Here is a 15421-nt window from a genome sequence, read left to right on the forward strand (position 1 = left end):
CATGGGGCATCCGTATCAAGCCGTTCAGTGGACCCGTAAAAAGCTGATTTACGACGGCATTCTTCTTGCCTTGGTGATGGGCTATCTGGTGGTTTTCACCCAGATCACCTATGCCCTCAACCGTGCTGTTGGTTCTGTTGCTGAATGGGAAGGGGTCGAAATCAGGGCCTACGGAAGCGCCGCCTTCATCCTTCTCAGCATCATCCTCTGCATCGGTCCTCTCAGTCGTCTGAACAAGCGCTTTCACGTGCTGCTGTTCAATCGGCGACACATGGGTGTTCTTGCCTTTCTGCTGGCGCTGTTCCATGTGCATGGCTTCCGTTTGCCTGCCCAGCCGTTTCAAGCCCTCGGACTGTCTGTTCCCAGAATTCCGTTTCAGTTCTTTGGGGCCCTGCCCTGGTACAACGATTTCGGCGATCTCGATCCCCTCGTGTCCCTGTTTGTGGGGAATCGCCATTTCGACAGCCTCACGTTTTTTCCGTTTGAACTTCTCGGGCTTGGGGCTCTGCTGGTGATGTTCGTGATGGCTGCCACCAGCCACGACTTCTGGCTTGTGAATCTCACGCCTCCGATCTGGAAGGCCATTCATATGGCTGTGTATGTCGCCTATGCCCTGCTTGTCGGACACATCCTCCTTGGTCCTCTGCAGACCAACCGTGACCCCTGGCTCACGGCTCTGGCTCTGGTGTCGTTTGTGTGTGTGATCGGGTTGCATCTCATCAGTGGCTGGCGGGAACGCAAGGCCGATCGATCCCTTATGTCTCAGGCGGATGCTCGTGCTGGCGAGGGGTTTGTGGATGTGATGGCGCTCGCTGACCTAGAGGAGGGATGCGGCATACCGGTTGTGATCCGTGGTGAACGGGTTGCCCTCTTCCGTCAGGGCGATGCGGTCTATGCCCTCAGCAATGTTTGCGCCCATCAAAACGGTCCTCTGGCCGATGGTCGTCTTAATCACGGTTGCGTGGTGTGTCCCTGGCATGGCTGGGAATACCGCGCGGACACTGGCGTTTCCCCTCCGCCGTTTGAGGAGCGTGTTCCGGTGTTCCCCGTGCGCATTCAAGAGGGCCGGGTGTACGTGGCGCTCCAGCCCGTTCTCAACGCAGTGAGTTGATCGTTATGTCAAAGAGCAAGACTCCTTTTTTTGTTCATTACCTGCCACTGCCGCCTGGGCTGCGTGCCTTCGTGATTTGGCTTGTGTTTGGCCTCAGTGTGCTCACGTTGATCCTCTCGATCGTGGTTCCAGCCCTTCAGGATCAGTTCGGTCCTGGCTGGCGCCAACCAACCCGGGAGATCAGTGGTTTGCTCCTCGATGGTCCTGGTGCACCGCAATTGCTGATCCCAAGGCCTGAGGGGTCGGGCGAGTCTGCATATTCCAGGGTTCTGCTGGCGAGCACCGTGAAGCTCGCGCCGCCGGCATCGGTGCTGGATAAGTCCGGTGAATGGGTGAAGCTGCGCGGAGCTTTGTTTTCCAATGGCAGCCTGACGGTGATGAACACCAATCGCGCCACGGTTCTGGATGCGCCTCTTTCGGCCCAGCCGGTTCCGAGCGAAGCGACGCCCCTTGGGACATTCACCCTGAAGGGAGAGATTATCGACGCCAAATGTTTCTCCGGGGTGATGAAGCCCGGTGCTGGTAAAACCCATCTCGGTTGTGCCGTTCGCTGCATCAGTGGAGGTGTGCCTGCTCTGTTCCACACGCGCAACGCGCAGGGTCAGGAACTGGATCTCCTGCTTCTTGATGAGCAGGGTGATGCCGTCAACGACAGGGTGCTTGATCGCGTTGCCCTGCCTCTGGAGATCCGCGGGGAAGTGCTGAAGTTGAATGATCTCCTGTTGCTGCGTGCCGACCCTTCCACATACCGCTCGCTGCTCTGAACGTTTTCGTTGTTTCGCCTGCCGATTCAGTCCATGGTTTCCCCCCAGCTCGAGGTCCTGTTTTCGCGATCTCTGGCCTCCCTTCGCCCGGTCATCGTTTCGTTCCTGATCGTTCATGCCATGAGTCTCAGTGGCGGACTCGATCAGGCGTTGTCACCTTGCAACGTGCTGTTGGTCGGCAATTTCTGTGCCGCGATGCTCGTGCTCACGTTATTCAAACCGGCAGCCATCCTCAGGGAGATTTCTGATCTTCCGTGGTCGATCAAGGGCTTGATGTTGCTGGATGGTGCGCTGACCGCGCTGATATCGGCCCTGATCTTCACCGGACTTGAGTACACCACTGCCAGTAACGCCATCCTCATCGGCCGCATGGCTCCAGTTCTGTACGCCTTAATCGGTGCCCTTGCTCTGGGCACCGTGCTGTCAAGGCCTGTTTGGATTGGCAATGGCTTCATCATTGTTGGTGTGTTGATGATTGTGTTATTCAGTACCGGCGGCAATGTCAATAAAGGCGACGCAATGATGATCGCTTCGACGTTCGTTTTTTCGATTGTCTCGATCATTGGCAAAAAGCTAGTTGCCAGGAAGATCTCGATGCCGGTGTTGCTCTTTGCGAGGAATCTGTCTGGCAGTGTGATTTTCTTCTTCGTTGCGATCTATTTGTTTGGTGTCCATCATTTCGCTGATGTTTTTGCCGGCTCTCTCTGGGTTGTGATGCTTGTTTATGCTGGTTTGATTATCGTAGTCTCCCAATGGCTTTGGTATAAGGCGTCTGCTGAATTGAGCTCCGTGAGTATGGGGCGTTGGGCTTCACCAGCCCCGCTTGTGGGCCTCACCTTCGCCTACTTTGTGAATAACAACATTCCCGATAGCAAGCAGTTAATCGCAGCAGTTGTGATTCTGGTGGGGATCGCCATCACCACCTTCGGAAAGCCAGCACCTGTGGCGCAAGTCGCGGAAGATAAGCGTGAAACCAGTAGTAAGGCTGATCTGTTGATGCAAGGGGACAACGTCGTTTCCCCGTCCGTATGACGGTGGGCATTGGTGTGATCTGCGATGCCCTGGCGTATCGCGATCAACCCGGATCTGACGTGATCCGCTTCTATCAGGCATTGGCCAGAGATCAGGCGTTTGAGTCGTTTCACCTCCCTTTGCCCGCCTTGCGAGCGGCGTTGATGAAGGGTGATGCAAGCCAGATTCCTGCTCTTCGCCTCAGTGACCGAGCTGCGGCCACCCTTTGGATGGCGGAGTCTCTCGGGGATCTGGAGCTCCTGCCTGCCGAGCACTTTGATCTGCTGTTTTGCAGAACGCTGAAGCCGTTTCCTCCCCGTCACCTCGAAGTGCTGCAGCAGCTTGAGCCCTTCACGCGCTTTCTGAACCGGCCCTCGAGCAAGATCAGGCAGCTGGCCTCTTGGTTCCTGGCTGATATCGCCGGAGCTTTTACGCCTGCGTCGCGGTTGATCCGTTCGCCTGAGGCTCTGGCCGACGTTCTTGAGCTTTGGGGCGACATTGTGGTGAAGCGCCCGAACAGCACTCAGGGCCGTGGGGTGTCCCGCTTGCGTCGATCTGCTGGGGGTGTCCAATTGAGTCAGGGGTTCCGCGAGGTCGAAACGTTTCCCTCGTTGGACCCTGTGATGGCTTTGATCGGTGATGTTGCGGAGGAATGGTTGGTGATGCCGTTCCTTCCTGGCACTTCCAAGGGAGACAAGCGCGTTCTGGTGGTGGACGGGGAGGTTGTCGCCGGCTACCGCCGGCGCTCGCGGAGTGGGCACTGGATCAACAATGTGGCCTTGGATGCCGACTGTGAACTGGAAGCGGTCTCGGACGACGAGCGTTTTGTCGTTGCCGCCACCGCTCCGGCCTATCAATCGATGGGTCTGCGCGTGCTCGGTTACGACTTTCTGGCCGGTGACCGGGGAGAGCCTGTGGTGAGTGAGATCAATGTGGGCAACATCGGCGGCTTTTCCAGGGTGGCTGAACTGGGTGGTCCTGATGCCATGCAGCAGCTCTTGAGCTGGATCCAGCTCTTCGCTCAATCCGAAGGCGAGGCCTCGATTGCCCCTGCTCGGGAGCACCATGCTGCTGCGATGGCTGCGATTTACCAGCAATCGGTTGATCAGGGTGGCGTCACCATGGATGCCGGACTGATGACGGCCGAGTGCTTTCGGCAGCGGTTGAGCGCTTGCGGTGAGAGGTCTGGCTTCTGGGTGCTCAGCGTGGCAGGCGAGGTGCTGGGTTGGACGGAGTTGCGGGCCTACTCACCGCGTTGGGGGTATCGCTTCACAGCCGAGACATCAACCTATGTGCATGCCTCTGCCCGGGGAAGGGGTTTCGGTTCCAAACTTCAGCGTTTTGTGATTGGCCAGGCAAGGGAGATGCGTTACCGCCATTTGGTGGCCAAAGTTGTGTCCAGGAATGACCAAAGTGTGGCGTTTCATCTGAGGCATGGGTTTGAGCGTGTCGGCATTCAGAAAGAGGTGGGTTTCCTCGGAAATTCATGGCACGATGTTGTGATCCTTCAGTGCTTGTTGGTCTGACATGGCTGTGCCTGGATCAGTGCTTGGCATGTCGCGGCGTTTGCAAGCGCTGATTGCCTCAATTGGTGAACAGCCTCCCTCGAGCCTCAGCCAACTTGAGCGCTGCGTTGCTGATGCTCAACTCGTTGAGCAGGATCTCTTGCCGTGGGCAGATTTCCGTCATCCTGTTGAAGATAGTTATGGACGGCGATTAATCTGGAAATCTGATTTTGTTGAGCTCATGGTGATGAGCTGGATCCCTGGCGATTTCAGTGCGATTCATGATCATGGGACTGCACACTGGGGTGTGGTTCAGTCTTTCGGGCCTGCAACGCATTCGTTGTTCAGGCTTCATGGATCACAACTTGAATTTGACCGTCAAAGTGATTATCGGCCCGGTCAGATTCAAACAGTGGATCATCGCTTGATTCATCAGATGGGCAATGCCAGTGGCACCCCTTTTGTGAGCTTGCATGTCTATGCGGCTCTGCAGCCCTTGGCCACAATCACCGCCAATGCCCGGGTGTTTGATGTGGTGGAGGGGGTGATCCAGTTCACCGACGGCGGTGTGTTCTTCGCCCTTCCTGACGCTCAGGTGAAACGTCAGATCACAGGACTGAAGGCCACCCCTTCGCTGGTGAGCGATCAGCGCCGTCTGCGCGATGCGCGGCTGCAAGTGATGGCCCACGCCTGAGCAAAAAAAAATCCCCCCGAAGAGGGACTGCTTGCCTTGCGGCGACGGTCAAATCGGAGCGGCGGGATTTGAACCCACGACCCCCACTACCCCAAAGTGGTGCGCTACCAAGCTGCGCTACGCCCCGTCAGAATCAAGTTATCACAAGGCATCCACGCTCTTGATCCGTCGTCGGATCCGGGCGAGAAGACGGACGGTCAGCCGCTCGCGTGATTCGCCTGAATACCCCCAGATCCGCAGTTCTCTCGACAGCTCGCGCAGCTCTCGCATGCCCATGGAGGCAAGCTGCAACTCCGGCAAGGTCCTCCAGGCTCGCGAGCTCATCGGCAACGGTGCTTTCGCCCCCCGCTCTCCGATGTTGATCGTGCCGTCCGCGATCCATTCCGGGATCAACACCACGAGCACCGCAATCAGGCCATACAGCTCCACGAGACCTCTTGGCAGTGGATGGAGGCGACGCTTTGCGGTTGGTTTGGGAGGGGAGGACACAGGGCTGTCTTGGTCAGATCGCGAGGGTTCCAGGATTGCTCGGAGCGCTGTCGAGCGCTGGTCCAGAGTCTCGCCAAAGGAAGGGCTGGCCGTCTGGTGACGGTGCTCGGAGGGAGAACGCCAGGGCGAACACCATGAGCACGGTCGCGACCAGAATGGCGATCACCCAGCGATCCGGGAGGGTGCGATTCACGGATTCAACGCAATCGGACTGTTGTCGCCACGCAGCACGCAATGGCTGATGGTCCAGTCGTAGTGACTCCAAACCGTGTCGGGCAAGCGGTAGTCAGCCCCGTCGAAGTCTCCGAGGGCGACCCCTGTGGGCATCGCCGAGCAATAGGGCCTGCTTCCTGGCCTTGCCAAGTACTGCTGGTGATAGCCCTCAGCGAAGTAATACGGACGATCGGCGGCGATCTCCGTGGTGATGTCACCGTGGCCAGCCGCGGAGAGGGCGGTTTGATACCAAGCACGACTGGCCTGGGCCAATTGCATCTGGCGGGCATTGGTGGTGTAGATCGCTGATCGGTATTGGCTGCCTCGGTCGTTGCCCTGGCGATCACCCTGGGTGGGATCGTGACACTCCCAGAACAGTTTGAGCAGGTCACTGACGTCGATAGCAGGGGTGCTCCACACCACGCGCACCACTTCGGTGTGGCCGGTTCGTCCGCTGCAAACCTGGTCGTAACTCGGTTGGTCGGTCTGACCGCCTGCATATCCCACAGACGTTGAAATCACGCCTGGGAGCCTCCAGAAGCCTTTTTCGGCGCCCCAGAAGCAACCGCAACCGAACACGATCTCTTCCTGGTCCTCCATCAGGGGAGCGCGCAGGGGAGATCCGAGCACGACATGGCGCTCGATGCCATCGCCCTGCTCACGAGTCCCCGTGGACCCTGTCAACCAATTGGGGAGCATGCCAAGGACACATCAGAGCCCAAATTAGGGGGTTGTCACTGGATCGAGGCGAATGTGATTGAGCAAGGTGGTGACAAAGGCAAAGAGCAGGAACGGCAGGCTCAGAACAAGAATCAATCCCACCCCAACGAGTGCAAAAAGAGGTCTTGATGACCCCATGAGCGCCAGGCCTGAAGCGAGGCTCACGAAGATCACGGCCATCCAAGCCAGGATTTGGACGTAAATGTCACCGAACGTGAGCGTGCAGCGAACGTGAAATGGGGTGTCGTTGCCTGACGTCATGATTCCAGGGCAGTGATCTCAGCTAAGCCGAAGGCGTGAGCTTTGTCCGCCGTTCATTGCGCAAGCGTTGCGTCAGGCCACGGATTCCAGCCGTTCCTCGGCCTGTTCCCGCTCCCAAAGACTGCGGTAAAGCCCCCTTTCTTGGATCAGCTGATTGTGATGTCCTTGCTGCACAAGGCGACCCTCTTCGAGCACGAGGATCCGATCGCATGCAGCAGCGGCAGAGAGCTGGTGGCTGATCATCACCACGGTTCGTTGGGTCTGACGGCGCACTGATGTGAGGATTTCAGCGGCTGTGTTGTTGTCCACGCTCGCGAGGGCATCATCCAGCACCAGCACAGGACAGTCCATCAGCAGGGCCCGTCCCAGGGCCGTGCGCTGGCGCTGGCCTCCACTGAGGGTGATCCCCCGTTCCCCGACCAGGGTGTCCATGCCGTCAGGGAAGCCGCGAACGTCGCTCATTAACCGTGCTTGCTCCGCTGCGGACTCCACCCTGTTCATGGAAGCCTGAGGCTCGCCGTAGCGGAGGTTGTCTGCCAGCGAATTGGTGAACAGATAGCCCTCCTGAGGGACGAGAGCGATCTGAGCACGCAGATCATCGAGGCGAAGTCTGGTCACGTCATGACCATCGAGGAACAGCTCTCCAGCTGGAACATTCACCATCCGGCCGAGGGCCCTTGCCAAGGTCGTCTTCCCGCATCCCACGGGACCCACCACGGCCACGAGCTCTCCAGGGCGAATGCTGAAGGTCAGTCCGTTCAAGGTGTCCTTGGCACTGTCCTCGTAGCGGATGTGCAGGTTGCGGGCTTCGAGTGCACCGCGCACCGGTTGTTGAAGGGTGACTGGTTGGCTGCTGTTGCGGATCAAGGGCTGGCGCGACAGCAGCTCTTCCACCCGTTCGAGACTCACCTGCCCGGTCTGGAAGGTGTTCAGGGTGAATCCCAGCAACGCAGTTGGGAACACCAACCGTTCCACATACAGGATCAGGGCCACGAGTCCGCCGATCGACAGCGTGCCCTGCTGCAGTTGGCCACTGCCGAGGGCTAGGAGAAGGAGGAGGGAGATCGATGAGATTCCCTCCAGGAGGGGGAACAGGGTGCTGCGGGTTTTGGCCAGTTGGATGGCGGAGTCGCGATAGCGGCGATTGCGAGAACTGAACGCATTCAGTTCCTGATCTTCCTGGTTGTAGATCTTGATGGCGGCGATGCCTGAGAGGTCTTCCTGGATCAGTTCACTCAGGCCTGACAGGGCTTCCTGCTGCCGGCGTTGCTGATGCATCATCCGCCGCCCGAACAGTCGCACCGATCCCAGCATCACCGGGTACAAAGCGATGGCTGCCAGGGTGAGTCCCGGATCGATGGCGAGCATGGCCGGCAGGGTGAAGGCGTAGGCCAACGCGGTGTTCGTGAGGCTGAGCACGGCAAATCCCAGCAGCCGGCGAACGTTTTCCACATCACTGGTGGCCCGGCTGATCACCTCACCGCTGCCCGTTTTTTGAACCCACCCGGGCTCCTGCTGCAGCATTTGGTCAAAGAGCTTCTGGCGCAGCTCCACCTCCACCTGCCGCCCAACACCGAACACGAGTTGCCGCGAAATCAACCGCACCACAGCCATCGAGCTCGCCAGCAGAACAATCCAGCCGGCCTGGGTCAGCACATCCGCCAGCGCGAAATCGTTCTGCAGGTCGTCCACCACCCGCCGCACTTCTAGGGGGATGGTGACGCTGAGAATGTTCACCACCACAAGTGCGATGGCGCCCAACACAACCGTGCGCCGGTGAGGTTTCAGGTAGCGGCCGATCAGATCGAGGCGGAAGGCGGCCATCGGAGATCCTGAACAGACAACAACCTAGGCATCAGTCGATGCGGCAGGCTGCGGGAAATCGCGACCGTGGCGTGTCCGAGTCTGTTGATCAGAACCATCCTCTCGAGGCGATTGATCGCGACACCGTGGATCATCTGCTGGCTTGTGAACGCCCAGGCGATCAGGAAATCACAGACCTGGCGAGGCTTTTCATGCGTTATGAACCGTTCCCCGGTGCCGCTTCCCTTCGCAACGATCTCGATCGGGTTCTGACCTTCTGGGGGCTATCCCGCGAGGAGCTCAACAGCAAGGCGCGGGCGCTCTGGTCTGCAGGTTTCCGTCCCGGCCAATCCGAAGCGGACGGTGTGGGATCCGGTTTCGATGCTCAGCAATCCGACAGCCCGTAACGCTGAGACGAAGAGGCGCCGGAAGAACTGGCCAGCAAGCGCATTGTGGGTGATATTGGTTTATCCCCATCACCTGGCCCGGAGTGCTCAAGCACCCGGGTTTTTTTCTGCTCACGGGTCGCTGCAACGCGTCAGAGGCTCTGCTCCATGGTTTCTTCGCCCATGTCCTGGTCCAAGCGTCTTGATCACTTGCTCAATGGCGGTGTGTTCAGCCATGCCGAAGCCACAGAGCTGATGGAAGCCTGGCTTGCGGAGGCGCTCACGCCTGTGCAAACGGGTGCCTTTCTTGCGGCCCTGCGCTCGAGGGGCGTGGATGGAACCGAATTGGGAGCGATGGCCGCAGTGCTGCGCCAGGCCAGCCCCCTCCCTTGCGAGCGACCGACTCTGGGCCTGGTGGATACCTGTGGCACGGGCGGAGATGGTGCGGACACCTTCAACATTTCCACGGCTGTGGCGTTCACGGCTGCCGCTTGCGGAGCCACCGTGGCAAAGCATGGCAATCGCAGTGCGAGCGGCAAGGTCGGCTCTGCTGATGTTCTCGAGGGCTTGGGTCTCCATCTCAAGGCTCCTGCCGCTCAGGTGGTAAGTGCCTTGCCTGCCACTCGGGTGACCTTTCTGTTTGCACCCGCTTGGCATCCCGCACTGGTGAATCTCGCTCCGCTGCGCAAGAGCCTGGGTGTGCGCACCGTGTTCAACCTGCTGGGCCCTCTTGTGAATCCCCTGCGTCCTGATGGCCAGGTGCTCGGCGTGGCGACGGATGACCTGCTCGATCCCATGGCCGAAGCCTTGCGCTCGCTGGGGCAGGACAGAGCTGTGGTGGTGCACGGATCAGGCGGTTTGGACGAAGCCTCCCTGGCCGGCCCCAACCCTGTGCGCATCCTGGAGAAGGGTCAGGTGCGCTCGGAATGGATTGCTCCGGAGGATCTGGGTTTGCAGCAGGCACCGCTCGATGCCTTGCGTGGAGGTGATCTGGTTCGCAATCAGACCATCCTTGAAGAACTGCTGAGTGGGCGCGGCAGCCAGGCGCAGAACGAGGTGGTTGCTTTCAACACAGCGCTTGTGCTCTGGGTTGCTGGTGTGGAATCCGATTTCAAGCAGGGTGCGCAGAAGGCTCTCGCAGCCCTGTCCCAAGGCTCTCCATGGTCGCGCCTGGAACAGCTGCGTGCTGCGCTGTCCCCCGCCAAGGAAGAATGAACGTATCTGACGTGCTGAAGGGATCAGTTCGACAATGAATGCAGCCTCATCCGGGAACACGGCGATGCTGATGCTCGCTGATGGAACCGTGTTCCAAGGCCTGGCCTGCGGAGCTTTGGGGACTGTCGTGGGTGAGGTGGTCTTCAACACGGGGATGACCGGTTACCAGGAGGTGATGACCGACCCCAGCTATTCCGGTCAGCTGGTCACGTTCACTTACCCAGAGCTGGGCAACACCGGCGTGAATGCTCACGACCAGGAGGCTGATCACGCCCACGTGCGTGGATTGATCGCCCGCCAGCTGTCTCCGGTTTCCAGCAACTGGCGCTCCACCCAGAGTCTGCAGACCTGGCTGGAACAGCAGGGTGTGGTGGGTATCCAGGGAATCGACACGCGCGCTCTGGTGCGTCACCTGCGCGAAACGGGCGCGATGAACGGGATCATTTCGTCCTCAGGGCGCCATCCGGTCGATCTGCGCGAGGAGCTTCTCGCCGCTCCTTCCATGGAGGGGCTCAACCTTGCCGATCGGGTGTCTACCGCAGAGGCCTACACCTGGGAGAAGCCCTGCAGCGTGGCCTTTGACCGTCGTTTGCAACCCGGCCGACGCGATCACCCCTTCCGTGTTGTGGCGATTGACTTCGGCATCAAGCGAGCCATCCTCGATCGGCTCGTGGGCCACGGTTGTGCCGTCACGGTGCTTCCCGCATCGGTGGATCTGAACACCGTTCTGTCCCATGAGCCCGAGGGGGTTTTCCTGTCCAACGGTCCTGGTGACCCCGCGGCTGTCACCCATGGGATTGAGCTGGCCCGTGGCCTCCTCGCGCAGCAAACGCTGCCGTTGTTCGGGATTTGCCTCGGCCATCAGATCCTCGGTCTGGCCCTCGGTGGTGAAACGTTCAAGCTTGGTTACGGCCATCGCGGACTCAACCATCCCTGCGGCACCACGGGCCAGGTGGAGATCACCAGCCAGAACCATGGGTTTGCGCTCGACGCCGCAAGCCTTCCCCAAGACCAGGTGGACATCACCCATCTGAACCTCAACGACCGCACGGTGGCGGCGATGGCCCACCGCCATCAACCTGTGTTCAGCGTGCAGTACCACCCGGAAGCCAGTCCTGGACCTCACGACGCGGATCATCATTTTTCCCGATTCGTCACACTGATGTCGGATCGCCGTTGATCCGTGGTCTGCACAGGTATGCATCCCTACACTTCGCACGACGCGATCCAAGGGGGTCTGTTCCCATCACTGAACTTCAGCGACTGACTGTTTCCCTTCGTGGCGGCTTTGAGCAGAAGGATGGGTGTCTGGTGTTTCACTTCACAGGACAGCTGGATGCCTATTCCGAGAAGCAGTTCCTCAGCTACGTCACTGATGTTCTCAAGGCCAATGCCTCCCCGACGGTTCTCGACCTGAGCAAGATCGATTTCCTTGATTCATCTGGTTTGGGGGCTCTGGTGCAGCTCGCCAAGCAGTGCAAAGACGCCAAACGCAGTTTCGTGATGGTGGGCAATGCCCGGGTCACCCAAACGGTGAAGCTGGTCAGGCTTGAAGAGTTTCTGCACCTGGTGAACGACCTGCAGACGGCCTTCACGCAGTTGGCTGCTTGAGCGACTGGATCCGGCTTCAGCAGGCCTTGCCTTCGCAAGCATCAGACCTTGGACCTCTCCAGCTCGCCTGGCTTGGTGATGCGGTTTGGGAACTCCATCAACGGCTGCGACATTGCCGGCGGCCTGGTCGTTCCGCCGACTTGCATCGTGCGGTTGTGTCGGAAGTTCGGGCTGATGCGCAGGCTCTTGCCCTGGAGCGCCTTCAGCCTCTGCTGACCGATTTGGAACGGGATCTCGTGCGTCGCGGTCGCAACCGTGCCGGTAAGGGGCCCCGTGGTGGGGACCCCGCGGCTTATGGGAAGGCCACGGGATTTGAGACAATGGTTGGCTGGCTCTTTCTTCACAGTCCGGCGCGGCTAGCCCAGCTTCTCGATCGCCTTGAAGAAACCGAATCATCCCTGTCATAACCATCGATCCCATGAGCTCACGCTTCGACCGCCGCCCGTCCCGTCCCCTTCGCGGCGGGGGTCCTGGGGGTGGGCGCCCGTCCCGAGGCGGACCGCGTGGCCGGTCGTCGCGACCGGATGAGGGAGGGACAGGACTGCGTCGTCGTGAGCAGCGCAGCGATGCGCGTGATGCGCGTGACGCCTCCCCCTGGCGCGGAGAGCGTGATGGTGGTGACGGCAGGCGCAGAGGTCCTTCGCGCAGTGACTCCCGCGATTTCAAGCGACCTGCAGGGCGCTCAGGGGCGCGCCCGCTCGACGGTGGTGGGCGAGGCCGCCGCGATCAACGCACGGACGACCGACGTTTCCCTGAACGCAACCGCGCCTTGCCCCTGCGCAGTCGATCGCCGCGATCGGATCGGCAGGATCGTTCGGATCGCCCGGACCGTCGGTTTGAAGAGAAGCCCCGCGGCGAGTCCAGTTCCCATTCCGCCGATCCCGTCGCCGACGATCTCCTCTGGGGACGACATGCCACCCAGGCTGCCCTTGAGGCCGGTCGCCCCATTCACCGCATCTGGTGCACCAGTGAGATGCGCAGTGCACCGCGGTTCATGCAGCTACTGAGAGACGCCAAGTCGTCTGGAGTGCTCGTGGAGGAGGTGACGTGGGCCCGCTTGGCGCAGATGACCGGTGGCGCGGTTCATCAAGGCATTGCCCTGCAGACCGCTGCTGCAGACACCCTGGACCTTGCTGATCTGATCGAGGGCTGTGCCGCCCTTCAGGAAGCTCCTCTGTTGTTGGCATTGGATGGTCTGACCGACCCTCACAATCTGGGAGCCATCGTGCGCTCCGCAGAAGCCCTCGGTGCCCACGGCGTGGTTCTGCCGCAGCGTCGGAGTGCTGGCTTGACCGGGTCGGTGGCCAAGGTGGCGGCCGGCGCTCTGGAGCACCTGCCCGTCGCGAGGGTCGTGAACCTCAACCGATCCCTGGAAACCCTCAAGGATGCGGGCTACCGGGTGGTCGGCCTGGCTGAGGAGGGCGACCAGACGCTGGAGGAGGCTGACCTCGAGGGTCCGCTGGTGGTGGTGACCGGTTCAGAAGGACAGGGCCTGTCGATGCTGACCCGGCGCCACTGCGATCAACTGATCCGCATTCCCCTGCGGGGCGTTACGCCCAGTCTCAATGCGTCAGTGGCGACCGCTCTCTGCTTGTACGAAGTGGCCCGTCGCAGCTGGATGAAAGGTCTGCGCGGACAGAACCCTTCACCCCAGATCGTGCGCCCCAATTTGCAGGCGGCACCGCAACCTGATGCCAGCGTTACGGCGCCGGAAACCGTTCTGGACCTTCAGCTTGAACGGTCCACCGAGCTGGCGACTCCGCGTTTCGATGGAAGTGTTGAACTCTGAAAGCCGACAGCTGTGCTGAATCGGGGCACAATGGCATCGACTTCATCGCTCCGCCATGAGCCCACTGAACAGGCCGATGCGCTCCCTTGCCAACGGTCTTGGACTCGCCTGGTGGGCCAGGGTTCAAACGCAGAGCCCTGATGTCACCTACTGGTACGGCCCTTTCGTTCGCCGTTCCAGCCTTCAGGCAGCCCTTCCGGATTTTCTTGCAGACCTCGCATCTGAGTCGCCTGCGGCCATCGAGCATTCCCTGATCCGTTGCCGTCGCACGGAGCCCTTCACGATTGAATCCCAGTCCCGAGGGGATCACTGGTCTCTCGACTGGCTGATAGCGTCTCAACTGCACGAAAATCCTGACCATGGCGATCGCCGAATGGCGTCAGCAACTGGCGAACGGAGAGGTTTCAGCGCGGGAACTCACCGACCACCATCTGGCCAGGATTGAAGCGGTCGAACCCGGAATCCATGCCTTCCTCGAGGTCACCGCTGAGCGGGCCCGGGCTGATGCCGATCGCGTTGACGAAGCACGGGCCTCCGGTGAAGACCTGCCTCCGCTCGCAGGCATTCCTTTGGCGATCAAGGACAACCTCTGCACCCGCGGAGTGCGCACCACCTGCTCCAGCCGGATGCTCGAGCAGTTCGTGCCGCCTTATGAGTCCACGGTCACCGAACGTCTCTGGGCTGCCGGCGCTGTGTTGCTCGGCAAGACGAATCTCGATGAGTTCGCCATGGGTGGATCCACCGAGACGTCGGCCTTCGGTCCAACGGCGAACCCCTGGAACCCCGAGCATGTTCCCGGTGGCAGTTCCGGTGGCAGTGCCGCGGCTGTGGCTTCCGGTGAGTGCTTGGCATCCATTGGCTCCGATACCGGTGGTTCCATTCGTCAGCCGGCCTCGTTCTGCGGTGTTGTTGGTCTGAAACCCACCTACGGGCGCATCAGTCGTTACGGCCTTGTCGCCTTTGCCAGTTCCCTTGATCAGGTGGGCCCCTTCAGCCATTCCGTGGCCGATGCTGCTGAGCTGCTTCAGGTGATGGCTGGTGCAGATCCCCGCGACTCCACCTGCTTGAACGCTCCCGTTCCCGATTACTGCGCGGCCCTGGGGCGGCCTGTGGAGGGCTTGAAAGTTGGTCTGGTGAAGGAATGCTTCGAGCAGGAAGGCCTGGATCCTCAGGTGAAAGCATCCGTTCTCGCTGCTGCTCAGCAGCTTCAGGCTCTGGGAGCAGACCTCGTGGATGTGAGCTGTCCTCGCTTCAACGACGGCATTGCCACCTACTACGTGATCGCACCGTCTGAGGCTTCGGCCAACCTGGCCCGCTACGACGGCGTGAAATATGGATACCGGGCCGAAGATGCGGCCTCACTGGCTGCCATGACCGCCCGCAGCCGCGCTGAAGGGTTTGGCAGTGAGGTGCAGCGTCGCATCCTGATCGGCACCTATGCCTTGTCTGCGGGCTACGTGGATGCCTACTACAAGAAAGCCCAGCAGGTGCGCACGCTGATTCGGCGTGACTTTGATGCCGCGTTCCAGTCTGTGGATGTGTTGCTCACGCCCACAGCTCCCGGCACGGCCTTCAGGAACGGTGCCCATGCGGATGACCCCCTGGCGATGTACCTCTCCGATTTGCTGACCATTCCGGCCAATCTCGCGGGACTCCCAGCCATCAGCGTCCCTTGCGGTTTCGACACCGGTGGATTGCCCATTGGCGTGCAGCTGATCGGAAACGTGCTCGAGGAACCACTTCTTTTGCAGGTGGCGCATCAGTTCGAACAGGCTGCTGATGTGATGAAAACCCGTCCAGAAGCGGCGTTCATTCCTGGCTGAATGCACTAGATGCGGTGTAGGTGTGT

The 15421-nt window shown here is 60.3% G+C and carries 17 protein-coding genes, 1 tRNA gene and 1 pseudogene; 13 read left to right on the forward strand and 6 right to left on the reverse strand.

What is annotated here, in order from left to right:
* Position 1: 1 nt before the first annotated feature.
* From KQ296_RS10895 to KQ296_RS10915, 5 genes are read left to right on the forward strand one after another with little or no spacing between them, the layout of a single operon-like run.
* A complete protein-coding gene (locus KQ296_RS10895; RefSeq protein WP_011932957.1) occupies positions 2-1111 on the forward strand; it encodes a Rieske 2Fe-2S domain-containing protein in 1110 nt (369 codons plus the stop codon).
* Positions 1112-1116: 5 nt separating this feature from the next.
* Positions 1117-1875, forward strand: coding sequence for a hypothetical protein (locus KQ296_RS10900; RefSeq protein WP_011932958.1), 759 nt, complete (start codon positions 1117-1119; stop codon positions 1873-1875).
* Positions 1876-1884: 9 nt separating this feature from the next.
* Complete coding sequence (locus KQ296_RS10905; protein WP_011932959.1) at positions 1885-2907, forward strand: DMT family transporter; 1023 nt, start codon at positions 1885-1887, stop codon at positions 2905-2907.
* The gene (locus KQ296_RS10910; protein ID WP_011932960.1) at positions 2904-4412 is read left to right on the forward strand and encodes a GNAT family N-acetyltransferase; all 1509 of its coding nucleotides are present in this window, start codon (positions 2904-2906) and stop codon (positions 4410-4412) included. Before KQ296_RS10905 ends, KQ296_RS10910 begins: the two co-directional genes overlap by 4 nt.
* A gap of 28 nt (positions 4413-4440) precedes the next feature.
* Entirely contained in the window at positions 4441-5085 is a 645-nt protein-coding gene (locus tag KQ296_RS10915; RefSeq protein ID WP_259726521.1) for a cysteine dioxygenase family protein, read from the forward strand.
* 53 nt (positions 5086-5138) lie between these two features.
* Here KQ296_RS10915 and KQ296_RS10920 read toward each other — a convergent pair.
* The 6 genes from KQ296_RS10920 to KQ296_RS10945 form a co-directional block, all read right to left on the reverse strand.
* Positions 5139-5212: transfer RNA gene (locus tag KQ296_RS10920), tRNA-Pro, on the reverse strand.
* A gap of 14 nt (positions 5213-5226) precedes the next feature.
* Positions 5227-5574, reverse strand: coding sequence for a hypothetical protein (locus KQ296_RS10925; protein WP_041428467.1), 348 nt, complete (start codon positions 5572-5574; stop codon positions 5227-5229).
* 13 nt (positions 5575-5587) lie between these two features.
* Positions 5588-5767 (reverse strand): hypothetical protein, encoded by a 180-nt coding sequence (locus tag KQ296_RS10930; protein ID WP_011932963.1) that lies wholly within the window; start codon positions 5765-5767, stop codon positions 5588-5590.
* Positions 5764-6486, reverse strand: coding sequence for a peptide-methionine (S)-S-oxide reductase MsrA (msrA, locus tag KQ296_RS10935; protein ID WP_011932964.1), 723 nt, complete (start codon positions 6484-6486; stop codon positions 5764-5766). Before msrA ends, KQ296_RS10930 begins: the two co-directional genes overlap by 4 nt.
* Before the next feature lie 24 nt (positions 6487-6510).
* Positions 6511-6768 carry a hypothetical protein gene (locus tag KQ296_RS10940; RefSeq protein ID WP_011932965.1) on the reverse strand — a complete coding sequence of 86 codons (258 nt, stop codon included), beginning with the start codon at positions 6766-6768 and terminating at the stop codon, positions 6511-6513.
* A gap of 72 nt (positions 6769-6840) precedes the next feature.
* Positions 6841-8592: an ABC transporter ATP-binding protein gene (locus KQ296_RS10945; RefSeq protein ID WP_011932966.1), complete on the reverse strand. Its 1752-nt coding sequence runs from the start codon at positions 8590-8592 to the stop codon at positions 6841-6843.
* A gap of 71 nt (positions 8593-8663) precedes the next feature.
* Here KQ296_RS10945 and KQ296_RS10950 point away from each other — a divergent pair, with 71 nt between their 5' ends.
* From KQ296_RS10950 to gatA, 8 genes and pseudogenes are all read left to right on the forward strand, one after another.
* Complete coding sequence (locus tag KQ296_RS10950; protein WP_311133869.1) at positions 8664-8978, forward strand: DUF3288 family protein; 315 nt, start codon at positions 8664-8666, stop codon at positions 8976-8978.
* Between the two features lie 147 nt (positions 8979-9125).
* A complete protein-coding gene (gene trpD, locus KQ296_RS10955; RefSeq protein WP_011932968.1) occupies positions 9126-10172 on the forward strand; it encodes an anthranilate phosphoribosyltransferase in 1047 nt (348 codons plus the stop codon).
* A 34-nt stretch (positions 10173-10206) separates the two neighbouring features.
* Positions 10207-11352, forward strand: a complete 1146-nt coding sequence (carA, locus tag KQ296_RS10960) for a glutamine-hydrolyzing carbamoyl-phosphate synthase small subunit (protein WP_011932969.1) — start codon at positions 10207-10209, stop codon at positions 11350-11352.
* A gap of 83 nt (positions 11353-11435) precedes the next feature.
* Positions 11436-11783 (forward strand): STAS domain-containing protein, encoded by a 348-nt coding sequence (locus tag KQ296_RS10965; protein ID WP_083833672.1) that lies wholly within the window; start codon positions 11436-11438, stop codon positions 11781-11783.
* Complete coding sequence (locus KQ296_RS10970; RefSeq protein WP_011932971.1) at positions 11780-12190, forward strand: Mini-ribonuclease 3; 411 nt, start codon at positions 11780-11782, stop codon at positions 12188-12190. Before KQ296_RS10965 ends, KQ296_RS10970 begins: the two co-directional genes overlap by 4 nt.
* Positions 12191-12201: 11 nt before the next feature.
* Positions 12202-13572: a 23S rRNA (guanosine(2251)-2'-O)-methyltransferase RlmB gene (gene rlmB, locus KQ296_RS10975; RefSeq protein ID WP_011932972.1), complete on the forward strand. Its 1371-nt coding sequence runs from the start codon at positions 12202-12204 to the stop codon at positions 13570-13572.
* A 55-nt stretch (positions 13573-13627) separates the two neighbouring features.
* Positions 13628-13867 (forward strand): annotated as a pseudogene (locus tag KQ296_RS10980) (DUF1816 domain-containing protein); the annotation flags it as partial.
* Between the two features lie 64 nt (positions 13868-13931).
* The gene (gene gatA / locus KQ296_RS10985) at positions 13932-15395 is read left to right on the forward strand and encodes an Asp-tRNA(Asn)/Glu-tRNA(Gln) amidotransferase subunit GatA (RefSeq protein ID WP_011932974.1); all 1464 of its coding nucleotides are present in this window, start codon (positions 13932-13934) and stop codon (positions 15393-15395) included.
* Positions 15396-15421 lie beyond the last annotated feature (26 nt).

This window comes from Synechococcus sp. CS-197, assembly GCF_025128215.1.
Classification (GTDB): Bacteria; Cyanobacteriota; Cyanobacteriia; order PCC-6307; family Cyanobiaceae; genus Synechococcus_C.

Excerpts from the sequence above, each read along its gene's own strand:
- KQ296_RS10895 (WP_011932957.1), top strand. The coding sequence starts at position 2 with ATGGGGCATCCGTATCAAGCCGTTCAGTGGACCCGTAAAAAGCTGATT.
- KQ296_RS10900 (WP_011932958.1), top strand. The coding sequence starts at position 1,117 with ATGTCAAAGAGCAAGACTCCTTTTTTTGTTCATTACCTGCCACTGCCG.
- KQ296_RS10910 (WP_011932960.1), top strand. The coding sequence starts at position 2,904 with ATGACGGTGGGCATTGGTGTGATCTGCGATGCCCTGGCGTATCGCGAT.
- KQ296_RS10915 (WP_259726521.1), top strand. The coding sequence starts at position 4,441 with ATGTCGCGGCGTTTGCAAGCGCTGATTGCCTCAATTGGTGAACAGCCT.
- msrA (WP_011932964.1), bottom strand. The coding sequence starts at position 6,486 with ATGCTCCCCAATTGGTTGACAGGGTCCACGGGGACTCGTGAGCAGGGC.
- KQ296_RS10940 (WP_011932965.1), bottom strand. The coding sequence starts at position 6,768 with ATGACGTCAGGCAACGACACCCCATTTCACGTTCGCTGCACGCTCACG.
- KQ296_RS10945 (WP_011932966.1), bottom strand. The coding sequence starts at position 8,592 with ATGGCCGCCTTCCGCCTCGATCTGATCGGCCGCTACCTGAAACCTCAC.
- trpD (WP_011932968.1), top strand. The coding sequence starts at position 9,126 with ATGGTTTCTTCGCCCATGTCCTGGTCCAAGCGTCTTGATCACTTGCTC.
- carA (WP_011932969.1), top strand. The coding sequence starts at position 10,207 with ATGAATGCAGCCTCATCCGGGAACACGGCGATGCTGATGCTCGCTGAT.
- rlmB (WP_011932972.1), top strand. The coding sequence starts at position 12,202 with ATGAGCTCACGCTTCGACCGCCGCCCGTCCCGTCCCCTTCGCGGCGGG.
- gatA (WP_011932974.1), top strand. The coding sequence starts at position 13,932 with ATGGCGATCGCCGAATGGCGTCAGCAACTGGCGAACGGAGAGGTTTCA.